This is a genomic window from Aeromicrobium sp. P2_G6, assembly GCF_056403535.1.
This window is the reverse complement of sequence record NZ_JBFUFH010000001.1, coordinates 609,172-629,212: the sequence shown is the minus strand read 5'-3', so window position 1 is coordinate 629,212 and position 20,041 is coordinate 609,172. Positions and strand designations below refer to the sequence as shown.

The following is a 20,041-nucleotide window of genomic DNA, read 5'->3' as shown; positions in this document are numbered from 1 at the left end:
GTCTAGGCCCGCTGGCCCAGTCAGGCGCTGCGTCGGGAACCGCGCTCGGTCTCGTAGGGAGCGTCGACCAGGAAGGCGATGCCGCACTGGCGGCAGATGCCGGTGCCCGACTCGAGGTCCTCGGGCAGGTCGATCTCGCCCTCGCAGGTCTCGCACACCATCGCGAGCCCGATGAGCGCCAGTGAATGTCTCATGCCGATCTCCTTCCCTCACTTCCACGATAAGAAGCAGGGCGGACAAATCCGGTGACCTACGGGCGTTTCGTCAGCGGAAGTCGAGCAGCAGCGTGTCGGGCGGCGGGGTGTCGTGCTCCATGCCGGACTTGTCGACTTTCGCTCGTACGCAGAACGTCTCGTGGCGCAGGCGTAGGAAACCGGTCTGCGCGCCGTAGCTCATGAAGAGGTCCCGCACCTGTGACAGCGCGGACTCGGCGACCGACGGGTGACGCGTCGCCTCCGCGAAGCGCATCAGGCCGGGCAGGTCGAGCTTCTCCCACGTGCCGAGCTCGTGGGTCTCGGGCTCGTGGAACAGGCCAGAGGCAGTGAACGTGTCGACCGGAGTCGCCGGCCCGCCGCGATCGCCGGTGATCTCCCGGAGCTTGCGCATCCAGGGGATCGAGTCGTCGTAGCGCTGCGAGATCGTCGAGAGCAGGCCGTCGGGCCGCAGCACGCGGGCGTACTCGGCCAGGGCGGTCGGTGCCTCGCGCATCTCGGGCGCGATCACGACGTCGAACGCGTCGGCCAGGAACGGCAGGCGCTCGCCGCGGCTGCGGACGTACTGGATGTCCTCGTGCCGGCTCGCGGTGACGTCGTCGCCCGCGATGACGACCTCGTGGCCCTGCTCGGCGAGCTGATAGGCCAGCGACGTGTCGCCGAGGTGCAGGACGCATGCCAAACGGTCCCCGACCAGCCACTTGGCCGTGCGATCTTCGGGGGAGTCGTTCATCTTCCTCAGGCTACCGGTCGGTGCGAGGGGCGGCCGGTACGCTTCGGGGCGTGTCCGATCCGTTCATCTCGGCCGCCCTGCTCGAGGGCATACCTTCGACGTACGCCGGCACCCGCGACGGCATCGACTCGATGCTCCGCGACCGCGGCCTGCGTCGCAGCACCCCTGACGACACCGCACGGTCCCTGCTGCTCGGCGCCGCGGCGACCGCGTCGCTCGAGGGCAGCGCGTATGACGTGGAGGTGCTCGCGTCAGGAGGCGGCGACGAGGTGGCCCGCGGAGCCGTCCGGCTGTCCACGGAGCTGCTCGGCCTGCTCCCGGTGTGGCAGCACTCGCCCGTCCAGGTGCTCGCCCGGATGCACGCGCTGGCCGCCGCGGGCTCGGTCGACGACGCGGACCTCGGCCGTCCGGTCAACCCTGACGGTGTCGCCCGCCTGACTGCGCTCGCCGCGATGCTGAGCCAGCCGACCGAGGCGCCGGGGCTCGTCGTGGCAGCGCTGGTGCATGCCGAGATCGCCGCTGCCGGAGCGTTCGCCACGCACAACGCCGTGGTGGGTCGGGCCGCTGAGCGCCTCGTGCTCGTCGCGAAGGGCGTCGACCCCGCATCGGTCACGGTGCCGGAGGCCGGCCACGCCGCCGAGCCCGACGGCTATCGCGCGGCCCTCGGGGCATACGCCGGCGGCGAGGCGACGGGTGTGCGCCAGTGGCTGATGTACGCCTCCCAGGCGTTCACCCGTGGCGCGGAGGTCTCACCTCTCGCACGCTGACCGGCTCACTCGCCGAGCCGCGCCTTCACGACCGGCAGGACCGCACGCGCCATGGCCTTGGCGCCCTTGGCCCGTGGGTGCAGGAAGGTTCCGTCACCCGGTTCGGGAGAGTTGCCGCTGACCCAGGCGTCGTCCTTGCCCGCACAGGCATCGTGTCCCACCGAGCGCTTGCGCATGTCGACGTACTCGGCCCCGCCCTGCTTGGCGGCCGCGCGCATCGTGGCCTCGAGCTGTCCCTCGACCTTCGCAGCGGCGCCGAGGTGAGGTTCCGAGATCGGCACGACGCTGGGATCGCAACTGCCCGAGTCGGGCATGATGCGCGGATAGCCCACCAGCACCACGAGTGCGCGCGGTGCCTTCTTGCGGATCGCCGCGAGCGTCGCGGCGATGTTCTGCTGAATTTTGTCCAGCTGGGCAGGCAAGCGCTCCACGGCTGAGCTGCACGCCTTCGCCGAGCTTCCCGGCGGGACGTAGCAAGCGACGTACAACGAGGCGAGAAACTCGCTGTCGTTGCCGCCGATCGTGATCGAGACGACGTCGGTGTCGGCCGTGAGGTCCTCCATCTGGGCAGGCACGAACTCTCCGTCGTCGGCCACGTGCCCTTCGCGTACGTCTGCGGTCGTCGCGCCGATGCAGCTCGCGTCGACGAAGTTCTTCACGCCGAGCTCGTCGGCGATCAACGAGGGGAAGTTGGCTCGCGAGCGATAGCACGGGGCGGACGTACTGCCGATGCCGGCGCCTGCGGTCATCGAGTCGCCCAGCGCGACATAGCGAGGACCGCTCGGCTCTGACGGGCGGGGGTCCGGTGTCGAGCTGGAGCAGGCGGACAAAGTGGCGAAGGAGAGGACAGTGGCCAGCAGCGCGCCGACGGCGCGTTGGAGGGACGTCATCCGGCCAGCGTACTGAGGAGATTGGCGACCCCGTCGCGTCGCCGCGGATATGCTGTGTCCCGCCTGCGGTCGACCGCGCCGCTACTCGTCATGACCGTGGAGGAACCCGCATGAGCTCGACGCCCGGGGCGAACCACGCGCTGCCCACGCCGACCGCGTTGATCACGGGAGTCGCCGGACAGGACGGGATGTATCTCGCTCGACTCCTGCGAGCGAACGGCTGGCGCGTCGTCGGCACCGTCCGGCCCGGCATCTCCTCGATCGCGCGGATGGCGCCCTACCTCGAGGGTGTCGAGATCGTCGACCACGAGCTCACCGACAGCCTGCGGTTCGACGACCTGCTGAGCCGGTACGCGCCGGAGGCGGTCTACAACCTCGCGGCGTTCAGCTCGGTCGGCCGGAGCTGGGCGGATCCCGAGCTGGTCACTCGTACCAACGCCACCGCGGTCGTCGAGATGCTCCAGAGCCTGCTGCGCTATCGCGACAAGAACGCGCGCGACGTGCGCTTCTTCCAGGCCTCCAGTGCGGAGGTCTTCGGGGGTGAGGTCGAGGGCTCCCTCGACGAGGAGACGCCGCACCGGCCGCGCACGCCCTACGCGATCGCCAAGAGCGCCGCGCACCACTCGGTCATCAGCTTCCGGGAGAAGTACGACCTGTTCGCCTGCAACGGCGTGCTGTTCAATCACGAGAGCCCGTTCCGCGGCCAGCAGTTCGTCGCTGGCAAGATCACCCGTGCTGCCGCTGAGGTCGCGTGTGGCAACCGGGCACGCGTCCATCTCGGTGACATCGACATCGAGCGCGACTGGGGCGCTGCCGCCGACTACGTCGTCGCGATGATGGCGGCGCTGCAGCACGACGACGCGGACGACTACGTCATCGCCACGGGCACGAGCCACACGCTGCGGGAGATGCTCGTCACCGCGTTCGAGTCGGTGGGCCTCGGCGACCCCTTGCCGTACGTCGAGCTCGACCGTCACCTGTGGAGCTCCACGCAGGCCTCCGCATTGCGGGGTGACGCGTCGCGGGCCAACAAGCAGCTCGGGTGGACGGCGGCGACGTCGTTCGAGGCGCTGATCGCCGACATGGTCGACGTCGATGTCCGCCGGATCAAGTCCGGCGTCGACGAGTCCGCCGACTACGTGCGCTGAGCCGTCACGGCGTCGTTGAGGATCGCGTCGAACTGGCGCGCGACTCCGTCGACGTCGAACTTCTGCTCAGCGATCGCGCGGGTGCGGTGGCCGATCTGCTCGACGAGTGCCCGGTCAGCCGCGAGCTCGGACAGCCACGCCGTCGCCGACTTGGCGCCCACGTCGCTCGGGTCGGCGACGAAGCCGCCACTGTCCTTGATGTCGATCGCGGCGGGGTTGTCACCTGGCATGAGGCCCAGGATCGGACGTCCGGCCGCCATGTAGGAGAGCACCTTGCTGGGGATCGAGAACTTCGTCGCGTCCGGCTCGAGCAGCGCGACGAGCACGTCGGCCGAGCCGAGGACGTACGGGAGGTCGTCGGCAGGCTGGAACGGCAGGACCGTGACCGGGATCTGCTGCGTCGCGGCGATCTCGGTCAGGTCATCGGCAGCTTCGCCCTGCGAGATCACGACCATCGACGCCGCGATGTCGTTGTCGAGTGCGTTGCGCACCAGGTCGACGAGCAGCTTGGGGTTGTGCTTGCGACCGATCGTGCCGGCATAGACCAGGCGCAGTGAGGCCTCGTCGGGGAACAGCTCGCCCGAGCGACGGTTGGTGCGGTCGACGGGGAAGACCTTGTCGAGCGGTGCCCAGTTGGGAATCACCGAGACGTTCTCCGGTGCGACCTTCCAGCCCGGGTAGACCTCCTTGAACGCATCACCGATCGCGACGACGTGACGTGCGTGGCGGGCGCAGTAGGCCTCCATCCGCTCGAACACGCGTGCTCCGAGGCGGGCGAGGGGCCGGGGGAACTTGCGCTCCAGCTCGTCGGCCATGCCCGAGCTGTAGATGTCCTGGTGCCACATGACGTAGGGCAGCTTCCTGCGCTTGGCGTGGCGGGCGAACAGGAACATCGAGACCAGCGGCAGGTTGCACGCGACGATGACGTCCGCCGGTGCTGCCTTGAGCCGGGAGATCCACTCGCGCGCGTAGGCCCGCTCGAAGCGGAGCCGGGCGAGCGGCGAGTACTTCTGGAACGGCAGGTCGAGGGAGATGCCGGTGAACGACAGCGTGGGGCTGTCGCCGGGCTGCACCTCGAGATGGCCCTTGCCGCTGACGTACTGCTCGGCCGACACGTGGTCGACATCGAGGCCGGTGTCAGCCAGCTTGCGGGAGAGCTCGGCCTGGAACGGGTGCCCGGAGAAGTCGTGGACGATGACCTTCATGCGTCAGGCGCGCGCGCTCAGCTGGTCGTAGATCCACGCGTAGGTCTTCTCGAGTCCGTCGCGCAGCGAGATCGACGGCTCCCAGCCGTAGATCTCGTGGAACATCGTGTTGTCGGAGTTGCGACCGCGTACGCCCTGCGGTGCCGTCAGGTCGTGCTCCTTGGTGACCGTGATGCCCGCGATGTCCTCGAGGATGCCGATCATCTGGTTGATCGTGACGAGCTCGGACGAGCCGAGGTTGACCGGCTCGACGTTGTCGCCGGCCAGGATCTCCTTGGTGCCGCGCACGCAGTCGTCGATGTACATGAAGCTGCGGCTCTGCTCGCCGTCGCCCCACACGTCGATGACGTGGTTGCCGCTGAGCTTGGCCTCGGCGATCTTGCGGGACAGCGCTGCGGGGGCCTTCTCGCGGCCACCCTCGAACGTACCTTCGGGGCCGTAGACGTTGTGATAGCGAGCGACGCGGGTCTCGATGCCGAAGTCCTCGCGGAAGTGGCGGGCCATGCGCTCGCTGAAGAGCTTCTCCCAGCCGTAGCCGTCCTCGGGATCCGCGGGGTAGGCGTCGGACTCCTTGAGCGCCGTGACGTTCGGGTCGGTCTGCTTGTCACCGGCGTAGACACAGGCCGAGCTGCTGTAGAAGTAGCGCTGGGTGCCGGCGTCGCGGGCCGCGACCAGCACGTTGGTGCTGGTGAGGACCGACAGCATGCACTCGGCCTTGTTGTTCTCGATGAACCCCATGCCGCCCATGTCCGCCGCGAGGTTGTAGATCTCCTCGGTGCCGACGGCCATCTTGTGGGCGTCGCCCATGTCGGCGCAGTCCGCGACGACGTTCTCGGCGTCGGAGTGCACCTGGTACCACTCGTCCTGGGGCTTGATGTCGACGGCCCGGACGGTCTTTCCGGACTCGAGGAGATCTGCCACGAGGTGTCCGCCGATGAAGCCACCAGCTCCGGTTACCAAGACAGTCATCTGTTGTGCCTCCGAGGGTCATGCCAAGATTCGCTGCCGCGGGCTCCGGGGATGCCACGGCGCCGCGGGCGCTTGAGTGGGTGATTTACGTGAACGCAAACGAGCGTACGGCCAATAGGTTCCGCGAAGCGCACTGACCACGCCGACACCTGTCCGCCGTTGACGCCTCGCCGCGATCGGCAACCCGGTAGCGTGTCGCCGGAAATCTGAGCGCGCGCGATGACAGGTCGGAGAAGGCTGATGTTGGCAGGAAGTCCCGGATGCTGATCGTCGTGGACGCCATGTGCGCCGAGTACGGCGGCATCCGGACCTACGTGGAGCATCTCCTCGGCCGCTGGTCCACGACGTTCCCCGACGACGAGCTGCACGTCCTGGTGCCGCGTTCGTCCGATCTCGACACCGCCACGCACCAGCGCATCGAGCTTGCGGTCCGACGGCCGTCGGCGCTCGGGCGTCCGCTGGCCCAGACCCGCGCGATCCGCGGCCTCGTCCGTCGACTGCAGCCCGATGCCGTCCTCGTCACGGTCCCGTCGACCACGCTGCGCCGGACACGCGTGCCCATGGGCGTCGTGATCCTCGACCTGCGCCACGAGCTGCGACCCGAGCAGTTCACCCGGTCGCGCAAGCTGCTGCGGCGCATCTCGTACGGTCGCACGTACGCGATCGCGGACGGGTTCCTCTCCATCTCCCGCCGGAGCCTCGACGACCTCCACGAGCTGCACCCCTCGACCCGGACGAAGCCATCGGTCGTGACGCACCTGGGCGCTGACCACGTGCTGCAGTGGCCCGATCCAGATCGCAGTGGTCCGGCGATCGCCTTCGCCCACCACACCAACAAGAATCCTGACCTCATCCTGGATGCCTGGGAGCTGCTCGCCGGCCGCGATGGGGATGTCCCGCCGCTCACGATCATCGGCGTGCGTGGGCAGATGCGTGACGAGCTCACCGCGAGGATAGAGCGGAGCGGACTCTCCGGCACCGTCACGCTTGCGCCGTTCCTCCCTGACGCCGAGTTCCACCGGGCACTGGTCGAGGCCAGCATGATCGTGTTCCCTTCGGACTTCGAGGGATTCGGCCTGCCCGTGGTGGAGGGGATGATCCTGGGCAAGCCGGTCATCATCGGACCGGAGAAGGCCACCCTCGAGGTGGCGGGCGGACACGCCGTCGTGATGGCCGACTGGTCCGCCGACGCATTGGCTGATGCGGCGGTGGCGGCGAGCCGGCTGCCGGAGCCCGAGATCGCGGCGGCAGAGGAGTGGGGCCGCACGTTCACCTGGGAGCGTACGGTTCGCCAGACCCGCGAGGCTCTGACCGCTCTTGGCGCCACGCCCCACTGAAACGGCGGGCGCGTCATGGTGAGACAGGCGCCCTCGCATACACTTTGTTGACCTGTCGACCGGACGGCAACACGATTCCCGAGCGAGGACCCGAGTGGAACTACGTCAACTGTTTCGCACCCTGAGGCGTCGCTGGAAGTTCACCGTGACGGTTCTGCTGCTCGGCATCATCGGAGCAGGCGTCGTCACATCGTCGATCACCCCGACCTACAAGTCCGAGGCGCGTGTCTACATCACCGCGACCTCGACCGGAACGCTCGATGCCTACAACGTCGGCATCTACTCAGCCACGCGCATCGCCTCGTACGCCGATCTGGCCAAGGACCCGGCCGTGCTGCAGCGCGTCATCAAGCGCGTCGGTGTCGACATGACGCCCGCCGAGCTCGCGCCCAGCGTCTCGGCGGTGGCCCAGCCCAACACCGTGATCCTGCTGATCGGCGTGACCAACCCTGACCCGGAGATCGCCCGCGAGCTCGCCCGCGCCGAGGGCAACGAGGTCGTCAAGCTCGTCGCCAGTCTCGAGACTCCTTCCAAGGGTGTCGATGGCGAGGATCCGACCTCGCCGATCGTCGCGCGGCTCGCCGGCGATGCCTCGTTCAACGCCAACCCCGTCTCACCCAATCTCGGGCTCAACATCGCTGTCGGCGTGCTCCTGGGCATGCTGATCGGCGTCGCCGGCGCGGTGCTGCGGGACATGTTCGACACCTCGATCAAGACGCCTGAGGACCTCGGCGAGGCGACCAGCGCGGCAGTCATGGCCGTCGTCCCCTACGACTCCTCGGTCCCCAAGCACCCGTTGATCAGCGATGTCGAAGGCTCGAACGAACGAGTCGAGGCGTTCCGCGTCCTGCGCACCAACCTGCAGTTCGTCGACCTGGATGCCAAGCGCCAGATGCTCGTCATCTCCAGCGCCGTGCCCGACGAGGGCAAGACCGTCACGGCCACCAACCTCGCGATCACTCTCGCGCAGACCGGCCGCCGGGTCCTGATCCTGGACTGCGACTTCCGCAAGCCGCGGGTGGCCCGCCTCCTCGGCCTCGAGAACTCGGTCGGACTGCTCACGATCCTCGTCGGCCGCGCGCCGCTCGAGCAGTGCATCCAGCAGCACGAGAGCGGTGTCGACTTCCTCGCCACCGGACCGCTGCCGCCCAACCCGGCCGAGGTCCTTGAGACCCAGGCGATGCGCGACCTGCTGTCGACCGTGCGCGATGCCTACGACGTCGTCATCGTCGACGCCCCGCCGGTGCTGCCGGTCGCCGATCCGGCCATCATCGCGCCGATGACCGACGGTGTCCTGCTGGTCACCCGCCACGGCAAGACCAGCCGGGACCTCGTGGCCCAGACGGTCGAACGCCTCGACGCCGTCGGTGGCCGCATCGTGGGTGTCGTGCTCAACATGGCACCGCGCCGCACCGTCTCCGGCTATGGCTACGGCTACGGATATGGCGAGAACGTCACGCCGTCGAGCGGTTCCCGCTCAGGGTCCAAGTCGCGCCGCGCCCTCGGGTCGGATCGCAAGAGCAGCCCGGTGTCTGGGCACGCCCGATGACGTTGCGTTCGGCCGAGTCCGTCCGGTCTGCAGCGGCAGCCTGACCGGGACATGATCGTGCGGAGTGAGACGGCTCGCCGGGTGCTCGGCGGTGCCGGGGTCTGGATGGGGTGCGCGGCGGTGCTCGCGCTGCTGCTCCTGATGGCGACCTCGTCGGCCCTCCTGGCCGTCGTCGCGCTCGGCTTCGCCGTCACGCTCCTGCTCCTGGTGTGTCTCGACCTGCGGCAGGCCGGCACGCTGTTCGTCCTGTTCGCGATGTTCCTCGCGCCCCTCAACGACCTGAGGCTTGGCGGGTCCTACATCACGGTCTCCGACGTCATGTTCGTCGTCGGCTTCGGGATCCTCACGCCCACCGTCCTGAACAACCGGATCCACATCTCGGCGGTCTTCCTGCTCGGTCTGGGCGTCCTGCTGACGATGGGCGCGGTCGCGAGCGTGGCGAGCGTCAACCCGGTTGTCAGCGGTGGACAGGTCGGCAGGCTGATCGTCGGGGCCTTCGCCTTGCCGGTCTTCATGATGGTGTGGCGCCCACCGCCGCACGTCATCGTGCGGTTCGCCGGCGCATACATCTTCGGCACGGTGTTCAGCGTGGGCTACGGCCTCATGCAGGGACCCGTGTCCGGTGACGCGCGCTACATCGGCTTCACCTACCACCCCAACTACCTCGGCCTGTCGTGCCTGCTCGCGGCCAGCCTGGTCCCGTACGTCACCGCCAAGATCGCTCCGAAGTACCGCTGGATCTTCTGGGGCGCGGCCGTCATCGATGCCTACGGCGTCTGGATCAGTGGCAGCCGCGCGGCACTGGTCGTGCTCGGCATGCTGATCGTGGTCTACCCGTTCGTCGAGCGGTCGATCCGGGCTGTGGGTGCCGTGGTGCTCGGCGTCGCGACCGTCCTCGCACTGTCCGGGCGGATCAAGGAGGACGACGGCAACAGCGCGCTCGCCCGGCTGTTCGGCAGCGGTACGGCCACGGGGTCGGACCTCGAGCGCCAGTCGATCCTGAGCGCCGCCTGGAAGCAGTTCCAGGCCCACCCAGTGCTCGGCAACGGCTTCGATGGCGGGATCGGCTCGCACAACATCTATCTCCAGGTCGCCGTGGCGGTGGGTGTCTTCGGGCTCATCGGCTATCTGCTGATCCTGTGGGGGGCGCTGCGTGTCCTGTTCTGGGACGGCGTGGGGCACCGACTCGGCTATCCGGTGCTCGCCTACGCTGCGATCGGGCCGCTGACCAATACCCTGTGGGAACGCATGATCTGGGCGGTGCTCGCGCTGGCGTTCGTGGCAGATGCCCGACCGCCGAACCAGACGAAGTCCGAGGACGCACCCGATGGTGTTCTCGTCAAGGAAGGAACCTAGATGCTCCGCAGCATTCCCCTCGCCGTTCGAAGGGTCCGGCAGACCCTGTCCGGCTTCGACAACGGGCCGTCGCTGCTCACGGCGATCGCCCGCCAGGGTGTCACCGGCAAGCCCGAGGAGCTGGTGTTCCGGATGGGCGGCAACACCAGCATCACGGTGCCCAACCGTCCCGGAGCCCGCGTGCCGGTCTACGAGATCTTCGTCGAGGACGAGTACCGCCTGGGCTGGTTCACCAACGACCTCGGCGACAACCCGGTCGCGCTCGACATCGGTGCGCACGTGGGCTGCTTCTCCGTCGCGTTCGCGCGCAAGCACGCCGGTGCCCGCGTCGACGCCTATGAGGCGTCGCCGTCGACGGCTGACTACCTCCAGCGCAACGTCGCCGACAACGATCTCGGGTCGCGGGTGCACGCCAACAACCTCGCGGTCCAGGGCACCGCCGGGACTCTCGAGCTCGCCGACAACGGTGCAGCGAGCGGCCACAACGGTGTGCTCCACCTGACGGCCGACGCCAAGAAGGTCTCGGTCCGCAGCGTCTCGATGGCCGAGGCACTCGCGGTCAGCGGACGCACGGCGGACATCGTCAAGATCGACACCGAGGGTGGCGAGTACGACATGGTGCTCGGATCCGATCCTGCCGACTGGGCCGGCGTACGCCGGGTCGTCCTGGAGTACCACGATCTTCCGGGCCACTCCTGGGAGGAGCTGGAGGCGTTCTTCACGTCCGCCGGGCTCAACCTGGTGCACCGCGAGAAGTTCCTCGACCGGCTCGGCATGGCCTGGCTTTCGCGGGACCCCATCCCCGCGTGACCCGGCTGCCGAGCACGCTGCAGCCGGCATGGCCGTTGGTCAAGCGGCTCCACCGGATGGCGTCACTCCTGTCCGGCCTGGTGGCGCGCCGGGTTTCGCGCTTCCAGGGGCCGCGAGGACTGCCGCGCCGAGCGACGTCCTCGTCGAGCGCGACGGCGGCACTCGAGCCCGCGGCCGTCACGATCCACCAGGTGCCGCAGGGCGAGAGCATTCGGCGTGAGCTGGCCGACGGCTCGCCGGCGGGCCACTGGATCTTCCAGGAGGCGCGTACGTTCGACGTCCCACCGCGCTACTCGATGGAGATCGCCGGCGGGATCGTTGTCGGCGACTACGGCGCGCATGTGACGCCGGGCGGGATCCTCGACTACGAGACCAGCGAGTACTTCGGGATCTCCGGCTGGCGTGAGCACCCGCTCTTCCTCCGGCGGCGCCTTCCGCCGATCGAGCACGTCGAGGGTTCGGTGGTGTCGTTGGCCACGCGGGGCGGCAGCGGCAACTACTACCACTTCCTGCTGGACGTGCTGCCGCGCTTCGGCGTCTTCCAGGACACCATGCCGGGCCGGAAGGCGGATGCCCTGTACGTCCCTGCGGGTGCGAAGTACCAACGCGACCTGCTCGCCCTCACGGGCCTCGACGAGATCCCCGTCGTGGAGACTCGCAAGCACCGGGCAGTCAGCGCCGACCGGCTGATCGTCCCGTGCCTGCCCAACCCCAAGGAGGTCGCGCCGACGGCCACCGTGGAGTGGCTCCGGAGCCGCCTGCCGGCCCAGCCGGTCGAGGGCCTGCCCAAGCGGATCTACGTCACCCGCGGCACGGCGCGCAACACCCGAAGGGTCGTCAACGAGGACGCGCTGATGCCGCACCTCGAACGCCGAGGCTTCACTCGCATCGAGCCCGGCGGGATGTCCGTACGCGACCAGATCGACCAGTTCGCCGCGGCGGAGGTCATCGTCGCACCGCACGGCGCGGCACTCACGAACCTGGTGTTCGCGCAGCCCGGCGTACGGGTCCTGGAGCTGTTTCCCCCGAGCTTCGTCAAGGCGTGCTTCTGGGCGATCACCCAGGCCATTCCCGATGTCCACTACGCGTACCTCGTCGCTGACGGCAGTGATCAGTACGGCCCCGACAGCCCGATGAACCGGATCCAGGCCGACATCGACCTCGACCCCGCGGCGATCCTCGCGGCGGTGGACGAGCTGCTCGAGTCCTGACTTCGCAGGAGTCGCGACGACGGGCGACGTCGGCGTGCGACGATACTTCTCGCAACCTTCATCCCAGGAGAGACCTACGTGAGTGCTGACGACTTCGTACCCAACACGACGCTCCAGCGCCTCTACCCCGAGGCAGCCGTCGGTGGCTTCTCCCGCAAGGACGGGCAGATCGAGTTCTACACGCGGGTCAACGCGTTGGTGGACGAGAGCAGCCGGGTGCTGGACTTCGGTGCCGGCCGCGGTCACTGGGCCGTCGATCCGATGCCGAACATGTCCAAGCGGCTGCGCTGGATGCGCGGCCGGGTCGCCGAAGTGGTCGGCACGGATGTCGACCCCGTCGTCATGACCAATCCCTCGCTCGATGCCGCGCACGTGGTCGAGCTCGGTGCGCCGTTGCCGCTGGATTCGGAGTCGTTCGACCTCGTCGTGGCCGACTACGTTCTCGAGCACGTCAACGCAGAGGACGCCCCCGCATTGGCCGCCGACGTCATGCGGGTGCTCAAGCCGGGCGGCTGGTTCGCTGCCCGCACCCCCAACAAGTGGGGGATGATCGGCCTCGGCGCGCGCGCGATCCCCAACAGCCTCCACGTGCGCATGCTCAACCGGCTGCAGCCCGGTCGCAAGGCCGAGGACGTCTTCCCGACTCGCTATGCCATGAACACCAGACGCGACCTGCAGAGGTTGTTCGCCCCGCACGCGGTTCACGTCTACGGGCACACCAGCGAGCCGCAGTACTTCGGTCGCTCGGCCGTTGCCTGGCGGGTCGCTGCGACCCTGGACCACCTCACGCCACCTCGGTTGGCACCCACCCTGATGATCTTCGTCCAGAAAGCCGAACAACGATGACCACCACGTACTGCACGATCCTGTCGTCCAACTACCTGCCCAAGGCGCTCGCGCTGGCGGAGAGCCTGAGGCGCCACGAGGACGGTTCACCGCTCACGATCCTGTTCATCGACATCGCCCATGATGACGACCTGCCCCAGCTCGACGGGATCATCGCGCGCAGCACGTCGTCGCTGGGCCTGTCGGAGCGCGAAGTCCTCAACCTCGTGATGGGCTACGACCTCGTCGAGTTCGCGACGGCGGTCAAGCCGTTGCTCCTGAAGTCGCTCCTGGCCGACGCGGACCAGGTCTGGTACCTCGACCCGGACACCTACCTCACGTCGCCGATGATCGAGCTCGAGGGCGCGCTCGCCGCTTCCGACGGCGGCATCCTGCTGACGCCACACTTCCTTCACCCCATTCCTCCCAGTCGTGAGATCAACGAAGGCCACATGCTCACGGTCGGCGTGTTCAACCTCGGGTTCTGCGGCGTCGACCGTCGCGCGATCGCGTTCCTCGACTGGTGGTGGGGCCACCTCAAGGACGAGTGCCTCTACGACCCGCTGTCGGGCCTGTTCGTCGACCAGAAGTGGATGGACATCGGCAGTACCCTCTTCCAGGCGGCGAGCCTGCGGCACTCCGGCTACAACGTCGGGGTCGGCAACCTGCCCGAGCGCCCGCTCGCCCTGGACGACGACGGCTTCTACAACTCGGCCAACGGCGAGCGGCTCCGGTTGTTCCACTTCCACGCCTTCGACGCCAAGACTCCCGAGAAGCTCTCGGTCAGGTTCGAGCACACCAGTGAGAACGACCTCGGCGACGGCACGGCGATCCTCGCGCTCTGCAAGGAGTACGCCGAGATCGTGACCTCGTACGAGCAGAGCCTCCCTGCGCCCCGCCCCTATCCCTACCTGGCGGACACCACCGGCAAGCGGATCTCCCGGCAGCTGCGCCGTGCGTACCGCTCGGAGGCGACCTCGGCCGATCTGCCCTCGCCGTTCGTGGCGTCGGAGGCCGAGGCCTACCGTGCGTGGCGCCGCAAGGCCTGGCGTCCCGTCGCCCGTGGGCTGATGGGTGACGCAGCCAAGGGCGTGCGCGTCATCGTGCCCGAGGAGTACGACCGCGTGCGCGCACGATTCCCCAACGCTGTCGGCAAGATTCGTTCGAAGGTGTCCGGCGGCGTCGGTATGTGGCGCTAGGCCGTACGTTCTGCCGGCAGCGGTCGGCCGAGGTCCCGCTGCCGGATTGCGGCGCGGATGCGGGCCACCGCGAGCGCGTTCGCGTGCGCACCGTCGTCGGTGTACTCCGGTCGGATGCCTCCGGTTGCCGGATCGCGGAGGATGTCGTTGAAGTCGAGGATCTCGGCGTGCGGGACGGCGACGAGTGCCGAGGCGAGGCGCGTGTGCAGTCGCTCAGCGTTGTCGACGAGCTGGTCAAGGGTCCCGACGATCGGGAACCACACGTCTTCCTCCTTGCGAGTGCACGGTGGCGGCGGCAGGAGGTAGGCCGACCGCTTCGCCTTGAGCTGGCGGACGATCGTCTCGCACTGCTCGACGTACGCGGGGACATAGTCGAGGGGGTCGTCCGGCCGCTTTGACATGTGGGCACGGATGTCGATCTCGCCGGCACTGAAGATCGGGACCAGCGATCCCGGGCGAACGAACAGGCCGACCAGGCGCACGACACGGGTGACGCGTGGCGGCCAGCCGTCACGAGCGACGGTGTAGAGCAGCTTGGCGCCGCACCGCAGGATCAGCTGGCCGTCCGAGCCTCGCATGAACATGCTGCTGACGATGTCGTGATTGGTGCTCATCGCGTGGGAGTCGCCGATCCACAGCTCGGTCGGCCGACGCCGGCGCATCGCCACGAGCAGGTGGAATGTCGCAGGGATGAACAACAGCTTGGACTGCACCCGCTTGGCCAGCTGGCGAAGGGTGGAACCGTTCACGAAGTCTCCTGGTCGCGGGGTGGCAGGCAGCAACATCATAGGTGTCACGCCCTCGGGCCGTGACGAGGTTCGCCCACATCCTGCGCGCCCAGGGCGCCGTCGGATAGGCTCCCGGGCGAACGCTGACGGTGCCGGGCGCCGCTTCACAGACCTGAGGACGCAACGTGACCACGAGCCAGGAGTCGGCGGGCCGTCGACTCGGCGTCGCGACGATCGACCAGGCGATCTCGGGCGCGTCCAACATTCTCATCTCGATCCTGGCTGCTCGGATCCTGGGCATCGAATCGTTCGGCCTGTTCGGCCTGGTCTTCCTGGTCTACGTGCTGGCCCTGGGCAGCGCCCGCGCGCTGGGCGGCGAGCCCTTGCTCCTGCACCCGGTCGAAGCCGAGGCGCGTCCTGGCGACGCGATCGGCACGGCCTCGGTGCTCGGCCTCGGACTCGGTGCCGTCGTCGTGGCAGGCGGACTGCTGGCGCACGTGTGGGACGGACGACTCGGGGACGGCTTGATGGTCCTGGGCGTATTCCTGCCGCTGCTGATCGTGCAGGACATCGGCCGCTATCTCGGCTTCGCAACCCGCCGCCCCGAGCGCGCCCTGACCCTCGACGTCACCTGGCTGGGCCTGCAGCTCGGCGCCATCGCGGTGCTCGTGGTGACGAACTCACACAGCCTGTGGCAGTTCATCCTCGCGTGGGCGGCCTCCGGGGCCCTGGCCGGACTCCTGGTGTTCTGGCAGCACCGCGGCGCCCGTCCACGCCTGTCGTTGTCGTGGCTGGCGGAGACGTGGGCGTACTCGTGGCGCTACCTCGTCTCCTACAGCTCGACGCAGGGCAGCGGGCTGGTTGCCGCGGCACTGCTCGGCGCCATCTCGGGCGCCCGGGCACTGGGAGCCGTACAGGGTGCCCTGCTTCTGCAACGCCCCTTCATGACGTTCCAGGTCGCCGTCATCGCCAGTGGTGTTGGCGAGGTGTCGCGCGTGGCCGACAAGCTTGCCGACGTACGCCGCATGGTCGCGAAGCTGACGCTGCTCACGACCGCCGTGGCCCTGGTCAACGGCGCGGTCCTGCTTGCGCTCCCCGACGCCCTGGGCCGTGCGGTGCTGGGGCAGACCTGGTCCGAGGCCCAACACCTCCTGCTGCCGGCTGCTGCGCAGATCCTGTTGATCGGACTGATGACCGGCCTGCGTACCGGCCTGCTCGGTATGCGGGCCGTGCACAAGGCCGTCGTCATCGACGTCGTGACCACCGTGCTGATCCTCATCCTGACGGCCGGCGGTGCGTACGTCGGTGGGGCCGAGGCGGCCATGTGGGGGGTGGCGATCAGCCACGCCGTCGGTGTGACAATCTGGGTGGCGGTCTTCTGGATCCACACCGGTCGGAGCCCGCAGATCGTACCCGCGCCGGGCGAACCGGTCGAGAGATGATGCTGGAGGATCCCTGGTGAAGTCCCTGCTCCGATCCCTGCTCTACACCTGGCGACGCGTACGCGACACGCTGCTGGGTCGCGACGTCGTGCTGGGGCAGGAGCTGGCCAACCTGCGGCGTCTGATGCGCGCCGGGCGGGTCACGTTCGGCCGGGAGACGTACGGCGTGCCGAACATCCCCACCTACATCCACGACACCACTCGACTGCGGGTCGGCAACTACACGTCGATCGCCGGCGGCTCGACGATCATGCTCGGCGGCAAGCACCCGACGGACCGGGTCACGACGTTCCCGCACCGGATCATCATGAACATGGACGGCGCGGGGACCGACGGATTCCCCATCGCCACGGGTGACACCGTCATCGGTTCGGACGTGTGGATCTGCATCGGCGCGCTCATCGTCAGCGGGGTCACCGTTGGCGACGGTGCGATCGTCGCGGGCGGTGCCGTCGTCACGAAGGACGTGCCGCCCTACGCCATCGTCGGCGGAAGCCCGGCTCGCGTCATCTCCTACCGGCACACCGAGGAGCAACGCGCTGCGCTGCTGGAGATCAAGTGGTGGGACTGGCCGGAGGATGAGGTCAGGGATGCCGTGCCGTTGTTGTCAGGTGACGACATCGACGCGTTCATCGACTACGCCCGCAGCCGTGGCGTCGCCGCCGAGCGTCAGCCCGACTTGCGCCAGTAGGCACCGAAGTCGTCGATCGCGATGATCTCCTCGGTGATGCCGTGCTGGTTGCGGTAGTCGTGGATCGCCTGACCAGCCTGTGACGCGTGGCTGCCGAAGTCGTCGATGATGCAGAACCCACCGGGTGAGAGCTTGGGGTAGAGCACCTCGATCGCCTGGATCGTCGACTCGTACATGTCGCCGTCGAGACGCATCAGCGCGAGCTCGCCCAGCGGGGCGACCGGCAGCGTGTCCTTGAACCAGCCGACCAGGAACTCGACGTTGTCGTCGAGCAGGCCGTAGCGGCGGAAGTTGTTCTTGACCGTCTCGAGGCCGACCGCGAGGCCGGTCTGGGTGTGGAGCTTGTCGCCGGTGTCGGCGGGGAACCGCGACGCGTCGGGTGCCGGCAGGCCCTCGAAGGAGTCGGCCACCCACACCTTGCGGTTGGTGTCGCCCCAGGCCTTGAGGTTGGCCTGCATGAAGATCGTCGCCCCGCCGCGCCAGACGCCCGTCTCGATGAAGTCGCCGGGCACGTCGTCGGTCATGATCGCCGCGATGCTGTCCTGGATGTTGGACATGCGCTTGAGCCCGATCATCGACTCAGCCCGTGCCGGCCAGTCCTGACCCGCTTCGCGTGCGGCCGGGTCGTACGGCTTCTTGTAGGCGATCTCGAGATCGAACCTGTTTGCGACCTTGGCCACAGCGTTGGCGGCCCTCTTCTTGAGGGACGTCGCGCCTTGCATGCGGACGCCACCGAGGATCGAGTCGTTGTCCTCGGCGAGCGCTCCGGTCAGGCTCTTCTTGACCAGGTCAAGATAGAGGTCGCGCAGGTCTTCGGTCGTGGCAAAAGTAGGGGGCACGCGAGGAGATTACCAGCCGATCCGCGTGCTGCGTCGTAGACTGCTCCGGACCTCAAGGAGAGCAATACATGCCACCAATGACCGGCGAGTCCTTCGCCCAGCGAATGCGCCGGCGTGCGGCTTGGGCGATTCGTGATCGGTGGCCAGATCGGCCCGTGAAGCGCACGGTTCAGGGTGTCGAGATGATCCTGCCGTGGTCCCACCGGCTCCCCGACTACGCGCGCGTCGAGCCGGAGTACGGACAGAACCTCCCGCGTCTGGCAGCAGCTCTCGCGGAGGCCGACGGCCGGCCACTCCTGGCGATGGACATCGGCGCCAACGTGGGCGACTCTGCCTTGCAGATCCTCGACGTCGCGGACGGCCGAGTCCTGTGCGTCGAGGCCGACGGCTTCTTCCTCGACTACCTGCACCGCAACGTCGACGGCGATGACCGCGTGTCGATCGAGGCGTCGCTCCTGCTCGACGATGACGACGACGTGCCGATGGCACCGGTGCGACGCGGAGGCACGACGCGGTTCGTTCCCGGCGCCTCGGAGACGACGGCGCCGACGGTCTCGGTCTCGCAGCTGCGCCGACGTCACCCCGACTTCGACGGACTCCGTCTGGTCAAGTCCGACACCGATGGCTTCGACGTCACTCTCGTCCCGGCCGTCGCGCGTACGTGGTCCGACACGCGGCCGGTGCTGTTCTTCGAGTACGACCACGAGCTCTCACGACTCGCGGGCAACGATCCCTTGCAGGTCTGGCGCGAGCTCGAGTCGCTCGGCTACGACCTCGTGCGTGTCTGGGACAACGGTGGCAAGCCGGTCGGCGTCTACCCGTTGGCCGAGATGACCGAGCGTGTCTCGGTGCTCGACACGCCGGTCACGACCCGCAACTTCCACTTCTGGGATGTCGCGGTGTCGCACCGAGATGACCCGGCTGGGGCGCGCGCGCTTCGCGCCGTCCTGCCGACCTGACAACACAGAACAGCGGCGCCGATCCCCGGGGGAATGGCGCCGCCTGGCAAGCTGGCTCGGCTACCAGGCGTGCTGGATCTGAGTCGTCGCGGCCCCGCCTGAATCCCTGAGTGGAACGGAGTCCGTCGAGCAACTTTCCCATTGAGACGGGTGATCGCCGCGTGGGTACTGAGCTGCTTTGCCGCTGTGGAGTTCTTGTTGTTCTTGGTTCCTTGTCTACGCCAATGGGCGGAACGGCGCGAGTCCTACTGAGCCGTAACGTTGTGCGCTTTCCTTCACAAGGGCCGCTCGCGCTGCAAGCTCAAGCCGCGACGCGGTGTCTGCGACGGGTCACCAGGGCGACCGTGATCGCGCCGACCGCGCTCGCCACGACCGTGACCGCAGCCGCCTTGCCGACCTTGGTGTGCAGGCCGAGCCGGTGACGCAGGGAGACCGGCCGGCCGAAGGACAGGATGGGCCAGCCGTTGTCCTCCGCGATGCGACGCAGCGCCTTGTCGGGGTTGACCGCGAACGGATGGCCGACGGCCTGCAGCATCGGCGCGTCGGTCTCGGAGTCGGAGTAGGCGTACGACTCGGCGAGGTCGTAGCCGCGCTCGACGGCGAGCCGCTCCATCGCGATCGCCTTGTTGGGGCCGTACGCATAGAAGTCGACGTCGCCGGTGTAGCGGCCGTTCTCCACGAACAGCGTTGTCGCGATGACGTGGTCGACCCCCAGCATCTCGCCGATCGGCACGACGACCTCGGTGCCCGACGCGGACACGATGACGACGTCCCGTCCGGCGGCCTGGTGCTCCTCGATCAGGTCGACAGCCTCTTCGTACACGAGCGGGTCGATGATCGAGTGCAGCGTCTCGGCGACCGACTGGCGTACGACGTCGACGTCCCACCCGGTGACCATCCGGGTCAGGTAGGCGCGCATCTTCTCGAGCTGGTCGTGGTCGGCGCCGCTGATACCGAACATGAAGTTGGCGTAGGCACTGCGGAGTACCGCCCGGCGGCTGAGCAGGCCGCCCTGGAAGAACGGCTTGCTGAAGGCAAGGGTGCTCGACTTGGCGATGATGGTCTTGTCCAGGTCGAAGAATGCGGCTGACCTCGTGGGGCTCACCGCTCAAGGATAGGCGGGTCCACATCCAGGCCGTCCGGCTTTGGCCATCCACAAGCCTCGGGATCG

20 protein-coding genes are annotated in these 20,041 nt (G+C 68.2%); 12 read left to right on the top strand and 8 right to left on the bottom strand.

Translation table 11 applies throughout. The features are described from left to right. Positions 1 to 20 precede the first annotated feature (20 nt). Together AC1DVU_RS03040 and AC1DVU_RS03035 are read right to left on the bottom strand one after the other, a co-directional pair. A complete protein-coding gene (locus tag AC1DVU_RS03040) occupies positions 21 to 194 on the bottom strand; it encodes a hypothetical protein (protein ID WP_476920947.1) in 174 nt (57 codons plus the stop codon). A gap of 70 nt (positions 195 to 264) precedes the next feature. Beyond that, positions 265 to 945: a class I SAM-dependent methyltransferase gene (locus AC1DVU_RS03035; RefSeq protein ID WP_476920946.1), complete on the bottom strand. Its 681-nt coding sequence runs from the start codon at positions 943 to 945 to the stop codon at positions 265 to 267. A 50-nt stretch (positions 946 to 995) separates the two neighbouring features. Between AC1DVU_RS03035 and AC1DVU_RS03030 the strand changes: the two genes are divergently transcribed. Next, the gene (locus AC1DVU_RS03030; RefSeq protein ID WP_476920945.1) at positions 996 to 1,712 is read left to right on the top strand and encodes a Fic family protein; all 717 of its coding nucleotides are present in this window, start codon (positions 996 to 998) and stop codon (positions 1,710 to 1,712) included. Between the two features lie 5 nt (positions 1,713 to 1,717). Here AC1DVU_RS03030 and AC1DVU_RS03025 read toward each other — a convergent pair whose 3' ends face one another. Further along, positions 1,718 to 2,602: an SGNH/GDSL hydrolase family protein gene (locus AC1DVU_RS03025; protein ID WP_476920944.1), complete on the bottom strand. Its 885-nt coding sequence runs from the start codon at positions 2,600 to 2,602 to the stop codon at positions 1,718 to 1,720. Between the two features lie 110 nt (positions 2,603 to 2,712). On the opposite strand from AC1DVU_RS03025, the gene AC1DVU_RS03020 reads away from it, so the two are divergent. Next, complete coding sequence (locus AC1DVU_RS03020) at positions 2,713 to 3,750, top strand: GDP-mannose 4,6-dehydratase (protein WP_476920943.1); 1,038 nt, start codon at positions 2,713 to 2,715, stop codon at positions 3,748 to 3,750. Here AC1DVU_RS03020 and AC1DVU_RS03015 read toward each other — a convergent pair. Together AC1DVU_RS03015 and AC1DVU_RS03010 are read right to left on the bottom strand one after the other, a co-directional pair. Beyond that, a complete protein-coding gene (locus AC1DVU_RS03015; RefSeq protein ID WP_476920942.1) occupies positions 3,738 to 4,955 on the bottom strand; it encodes a glycosyltransferase family 4 protein in 1,218 nt (405 codons plus the stop codon). The genes AC1DVU_RS03020 and AC1DVU_RS03015 overlap by 13 nt on opposite strands. A 3-nt stretch (positions 4,956 to 4,958) precedes the next feature. Further along, entirely contained in the window at positions 4,959 to 5,924 is a 966-nt protein-coding gene (locus AC1DVU_RS03010; RefSeq protein WP_476920941.1) for an NAD-dependent epimerase/dehydratase family protein, read from the bottom strand. A gap of 260 nt (positions 5,925 to 6,184) precedes the next feature. Between AC1DVU_RS03010 and AC1DVU_RS03005 the strand changes: the two genes are divergently transcribed. The 7 genes from AC1DVU_RS03005 (at position 6,185) to AC1DVU_RS02975 (ending at position 14,211) form a co-directional block, all read left to right on the top strand. After that, entirely contained in the window at positions 6,185 to 7,261 is a 1,077-nt protein-coding gene (locus AC1DVU_RS03005; RefSeq protein ID WP_476920940.1) for a glycosyltransferase, read from the top strand. 94 nt (positions 7,262 to 7,355) lie between these two features. Further along, positions 7,356 to 8,810: a tyrosine-protein kinase domain-containing protein gene (locus AC1DVU_RS03000; RefSeq protein ID WP_476920939.1), complete on the top strand. Its 1,455-nt coding sequence runs from the start codon at positions 7,356 to 7,358 to the stop codon at positions 8,808 to 8,810. Positions 8,811 to 8,861: 51 nt separating this feature from the next. Continuing rightward, on the top strand, positions 8,862 to 10,166 hold the full coding sequence (locus tag AC1DVU_RS02995) for an O-antigen ligase family protein (protein ID WP_476920938.1): 1,305 nt from the start codon (positions 8,862 to 8,864) through the stop codon (positions 10,164 to 10,166). Then, positions 10,167 to 10,976, top strand: a complete 810-nt coding sequence (locus tag AC1DVU_RS02990) for an FkbM family methyltransferase (RefSeq protein WP_476920937.1) — start codon at positions 10,167 to 10,169, stop codon at positions 10,974 to 10,976. Continuing rightward, positions 10,973 to 12,187, top strand: coding sequence for a glycosyltransferase family 61 protein (locus AC1DVU_RS02985; RefSeq protein WP_476920936.1), 1,215 nt, complete (start codon positions 10,973 to 10,975; stop codon positions 12,185 to 12,187). Before AC1DVU_RS02990 ends, AC1DVU_RS02985 begins: the two co-directional genes overlap by 4 nt. A 78-nt stretch (positions 12,188 to 12,265) precedes the next feature. After that, on the top strand, positions 12,266 to 13,033 hold the full coding sequence (locus tag AC1DVU_RS02980; protein WP_476920935.1) for a class I SAM-dependent methyltransferase: 768 nt from the start codon (positions 12,266 to 12,268) through the stop codon (positions 13,031 to 13,033). After that, entirely contained in the window at positions 13,030 to 14,211 is a 1,182-nt protein-coding gene (locus tag AC1DVU_RS02975) for a hypothetical protein (protein WP_476920934.1), read from the top strand. The genes AC1DVU_RS02980 and AC1DVU_RS02975 overlap by 4 nt, the downstream gene beginning before the upstream one ends. On the opposite strand, the gene AC1DVU_RS02970 is transcribed toward AC1DVU_RS02975, so the two are convergent. Further along, positions 14,208 to 14,960 carry a hypothetical protein gene (locus AC1DVU_RS02970; protein WP_476920933.1) on the bottom strand — a complete coding sequence of 251 codons (753 nt, stop codon included), beginning with the start codon at positions 14,958 to 14,960 and terminating at the stop codon, positions 14,208 to 14,210. The two genes, AC1DVU_RS02975 and AC1DVU_RS02970, sit on opposite strands and share 4 nt — an antisense overlap. A gap of 164 nt (positions 14,961 to 15,124) precedes the next feature. Between AC1DVU_RS02970 and AC1DVU_RS02965 the strand changes: the two genes are divergently transcribed. Beyond that, on the top strand, positions 15,125 to 16,381 hold the full coding sequence (locus tag AC1DVU_RS02965) for an oligosaccharide flippase family protein (RefSeq protein ID WP_476920932.1): 1,257 nt from the start codon (positions 15,125 to 15,127) through the stop codon (positions 16,379 to 16,381). Positions 16,382 to 16,397: 16 nt separating this feature from the next. Beyond that, positions 16,398 to 17,072, top strand: a complete 675-nt coding sequence (locus AC1DVU_RS02960) for a CatB-related O-acetyltransferase (RefSeq protein ID WP_476920931.1) — start codon at positions 16,398 to 16,400, stop codon at positions 17,070 to 17,072. Here AC1DVU_RS02960 and AC1DVU_RS02955 read toward each other — a convergent pair. Next, positions 17,051 to 17,911, bottom strand: coding sequence for a TylF/MycF/NovP-related O-methyltransferase (locus AC1DVU_RS02955; protein ID WP_476920930.1), 861 nt, complete (start codon positions 17,909 to 17,911; stop codon positions 17,051 to 17,053). The two genes, AC1DVU_RS02960 and AC1DVU_RS02955, sit on opposite strands and share 22 nt — an antisense overlap. 155 nt (positions 17,912 to 18,066) lie before the next feature. Here AC1DVU_RS02955 and AC1DVU_RS02950 point away from each other — a divergent pair, with 155 nt between their 5' ends. Continuing rightward, the gene (locus AC1DVU_RS02950; protein WP_476920929.1) at positions 18,067 to 18,870 is read left to right on the top strand and encodes an FkbM family methyltransferase; all 804 of its coding nucleotides are present in this window, start codon (positions 18,067 to 18,069) and stop codon (positions 18,868 to 18,870) included. 301 nt (positions 18,871 to 19,171) lie between these two features. Here AC1DVU_RS02950 and AC1DVU_RS02945 read toward each other — a convergent pair whose 3' ends face one another. Beyond that, a complete protein-coding gene (locus tag AC1DVU_RS02945; RefSeq protein ID WP_476920928.1) occupies positions 19,172 to 19,975 on the bottom strand; it encodes an HAD family hydrolase in 804 nt (267 codons plus the stop codon). Positions 19,976 to 20,041 lie beyond the last annotated feature (66 nt).

Excerpts from the sequence above, each read along its gene's own strand:
- AC1DVU_RS03035 (WP_476920946.1), bottom strand. The coding sequence starts at position 945 with ATGAACGACTCCCCCGAAGATCGCACGGCCAAGTGGCTGGTCGGGGAC.
- AC1DVU_RS03040 (WP_476920947.1), bottom strand. The coding sequence starts at position 194 with ATGAGACATTCACTGGCGCTCATCGGGCTCGCGATGGTGTGCGAGACC.
- AC1DVU_RS02990 (WP_476920937.1), top strand. The coding sequence starts at position 10,167 with ATGCTCCGCAGCATTCCCCTCGCCGTTCGAAGGGTCCGGCAGACCCTG.
- AC1DVU_RS03005 (WP_476920940.1), top strand. The coding sequence starts at position 6,185 with ATGCTGATCGTCGTGGACGCCATGTGCGCCGAGTACGGCGGCATCCGG.
- AC1DVU_RS03010 (WP_476920941.1), bottom strand. The coding sequence starts at position 5,924 with ATGACTGTCTTGGTAACCGGAGCTGGTGGCTTCATCGGCGGACACCTC.
- AC1DVU_RS03020 (WP_476920943.1), top strand. The coding sequence starts at position 2,713 with ATGAGCTCGACGCCCGGGGCGAACCACGCGCTGCCCACGCCGACCGCG.
- AC1DVU_RS02995 (WP_476920938.1), top strand. The coding sequence starts at position 8,862 with ATGATCGTGCGGAGTGAGACGGCTCGCCGGGTGCTCGGCGGTGCCGGG.
- AC1DVU_RS03015 (WP_476920942.1), bottom strand. The coding sequence starts at position 4,955 with ATGAAGGTCATCGTCCACGACTTCTCCGGGCACCCGTTCCAGGCCGAG.
- AC1DVU_RS03025 (WP_476920944.1), bottom strand. The coding sequence starts at position 2,602 with ATGACGTCCCTCCAACGCGCCGTCGGCGCGCTGCTGGCCACTGTCCTC.
- AC1DVU_RS02975 (WP_476920934.1), top strand. The coding sequence starts at position 13,030 with ATGACCACCACGTACTGCACGATCCTGTCGTCCAACTACCTGCCCAAG.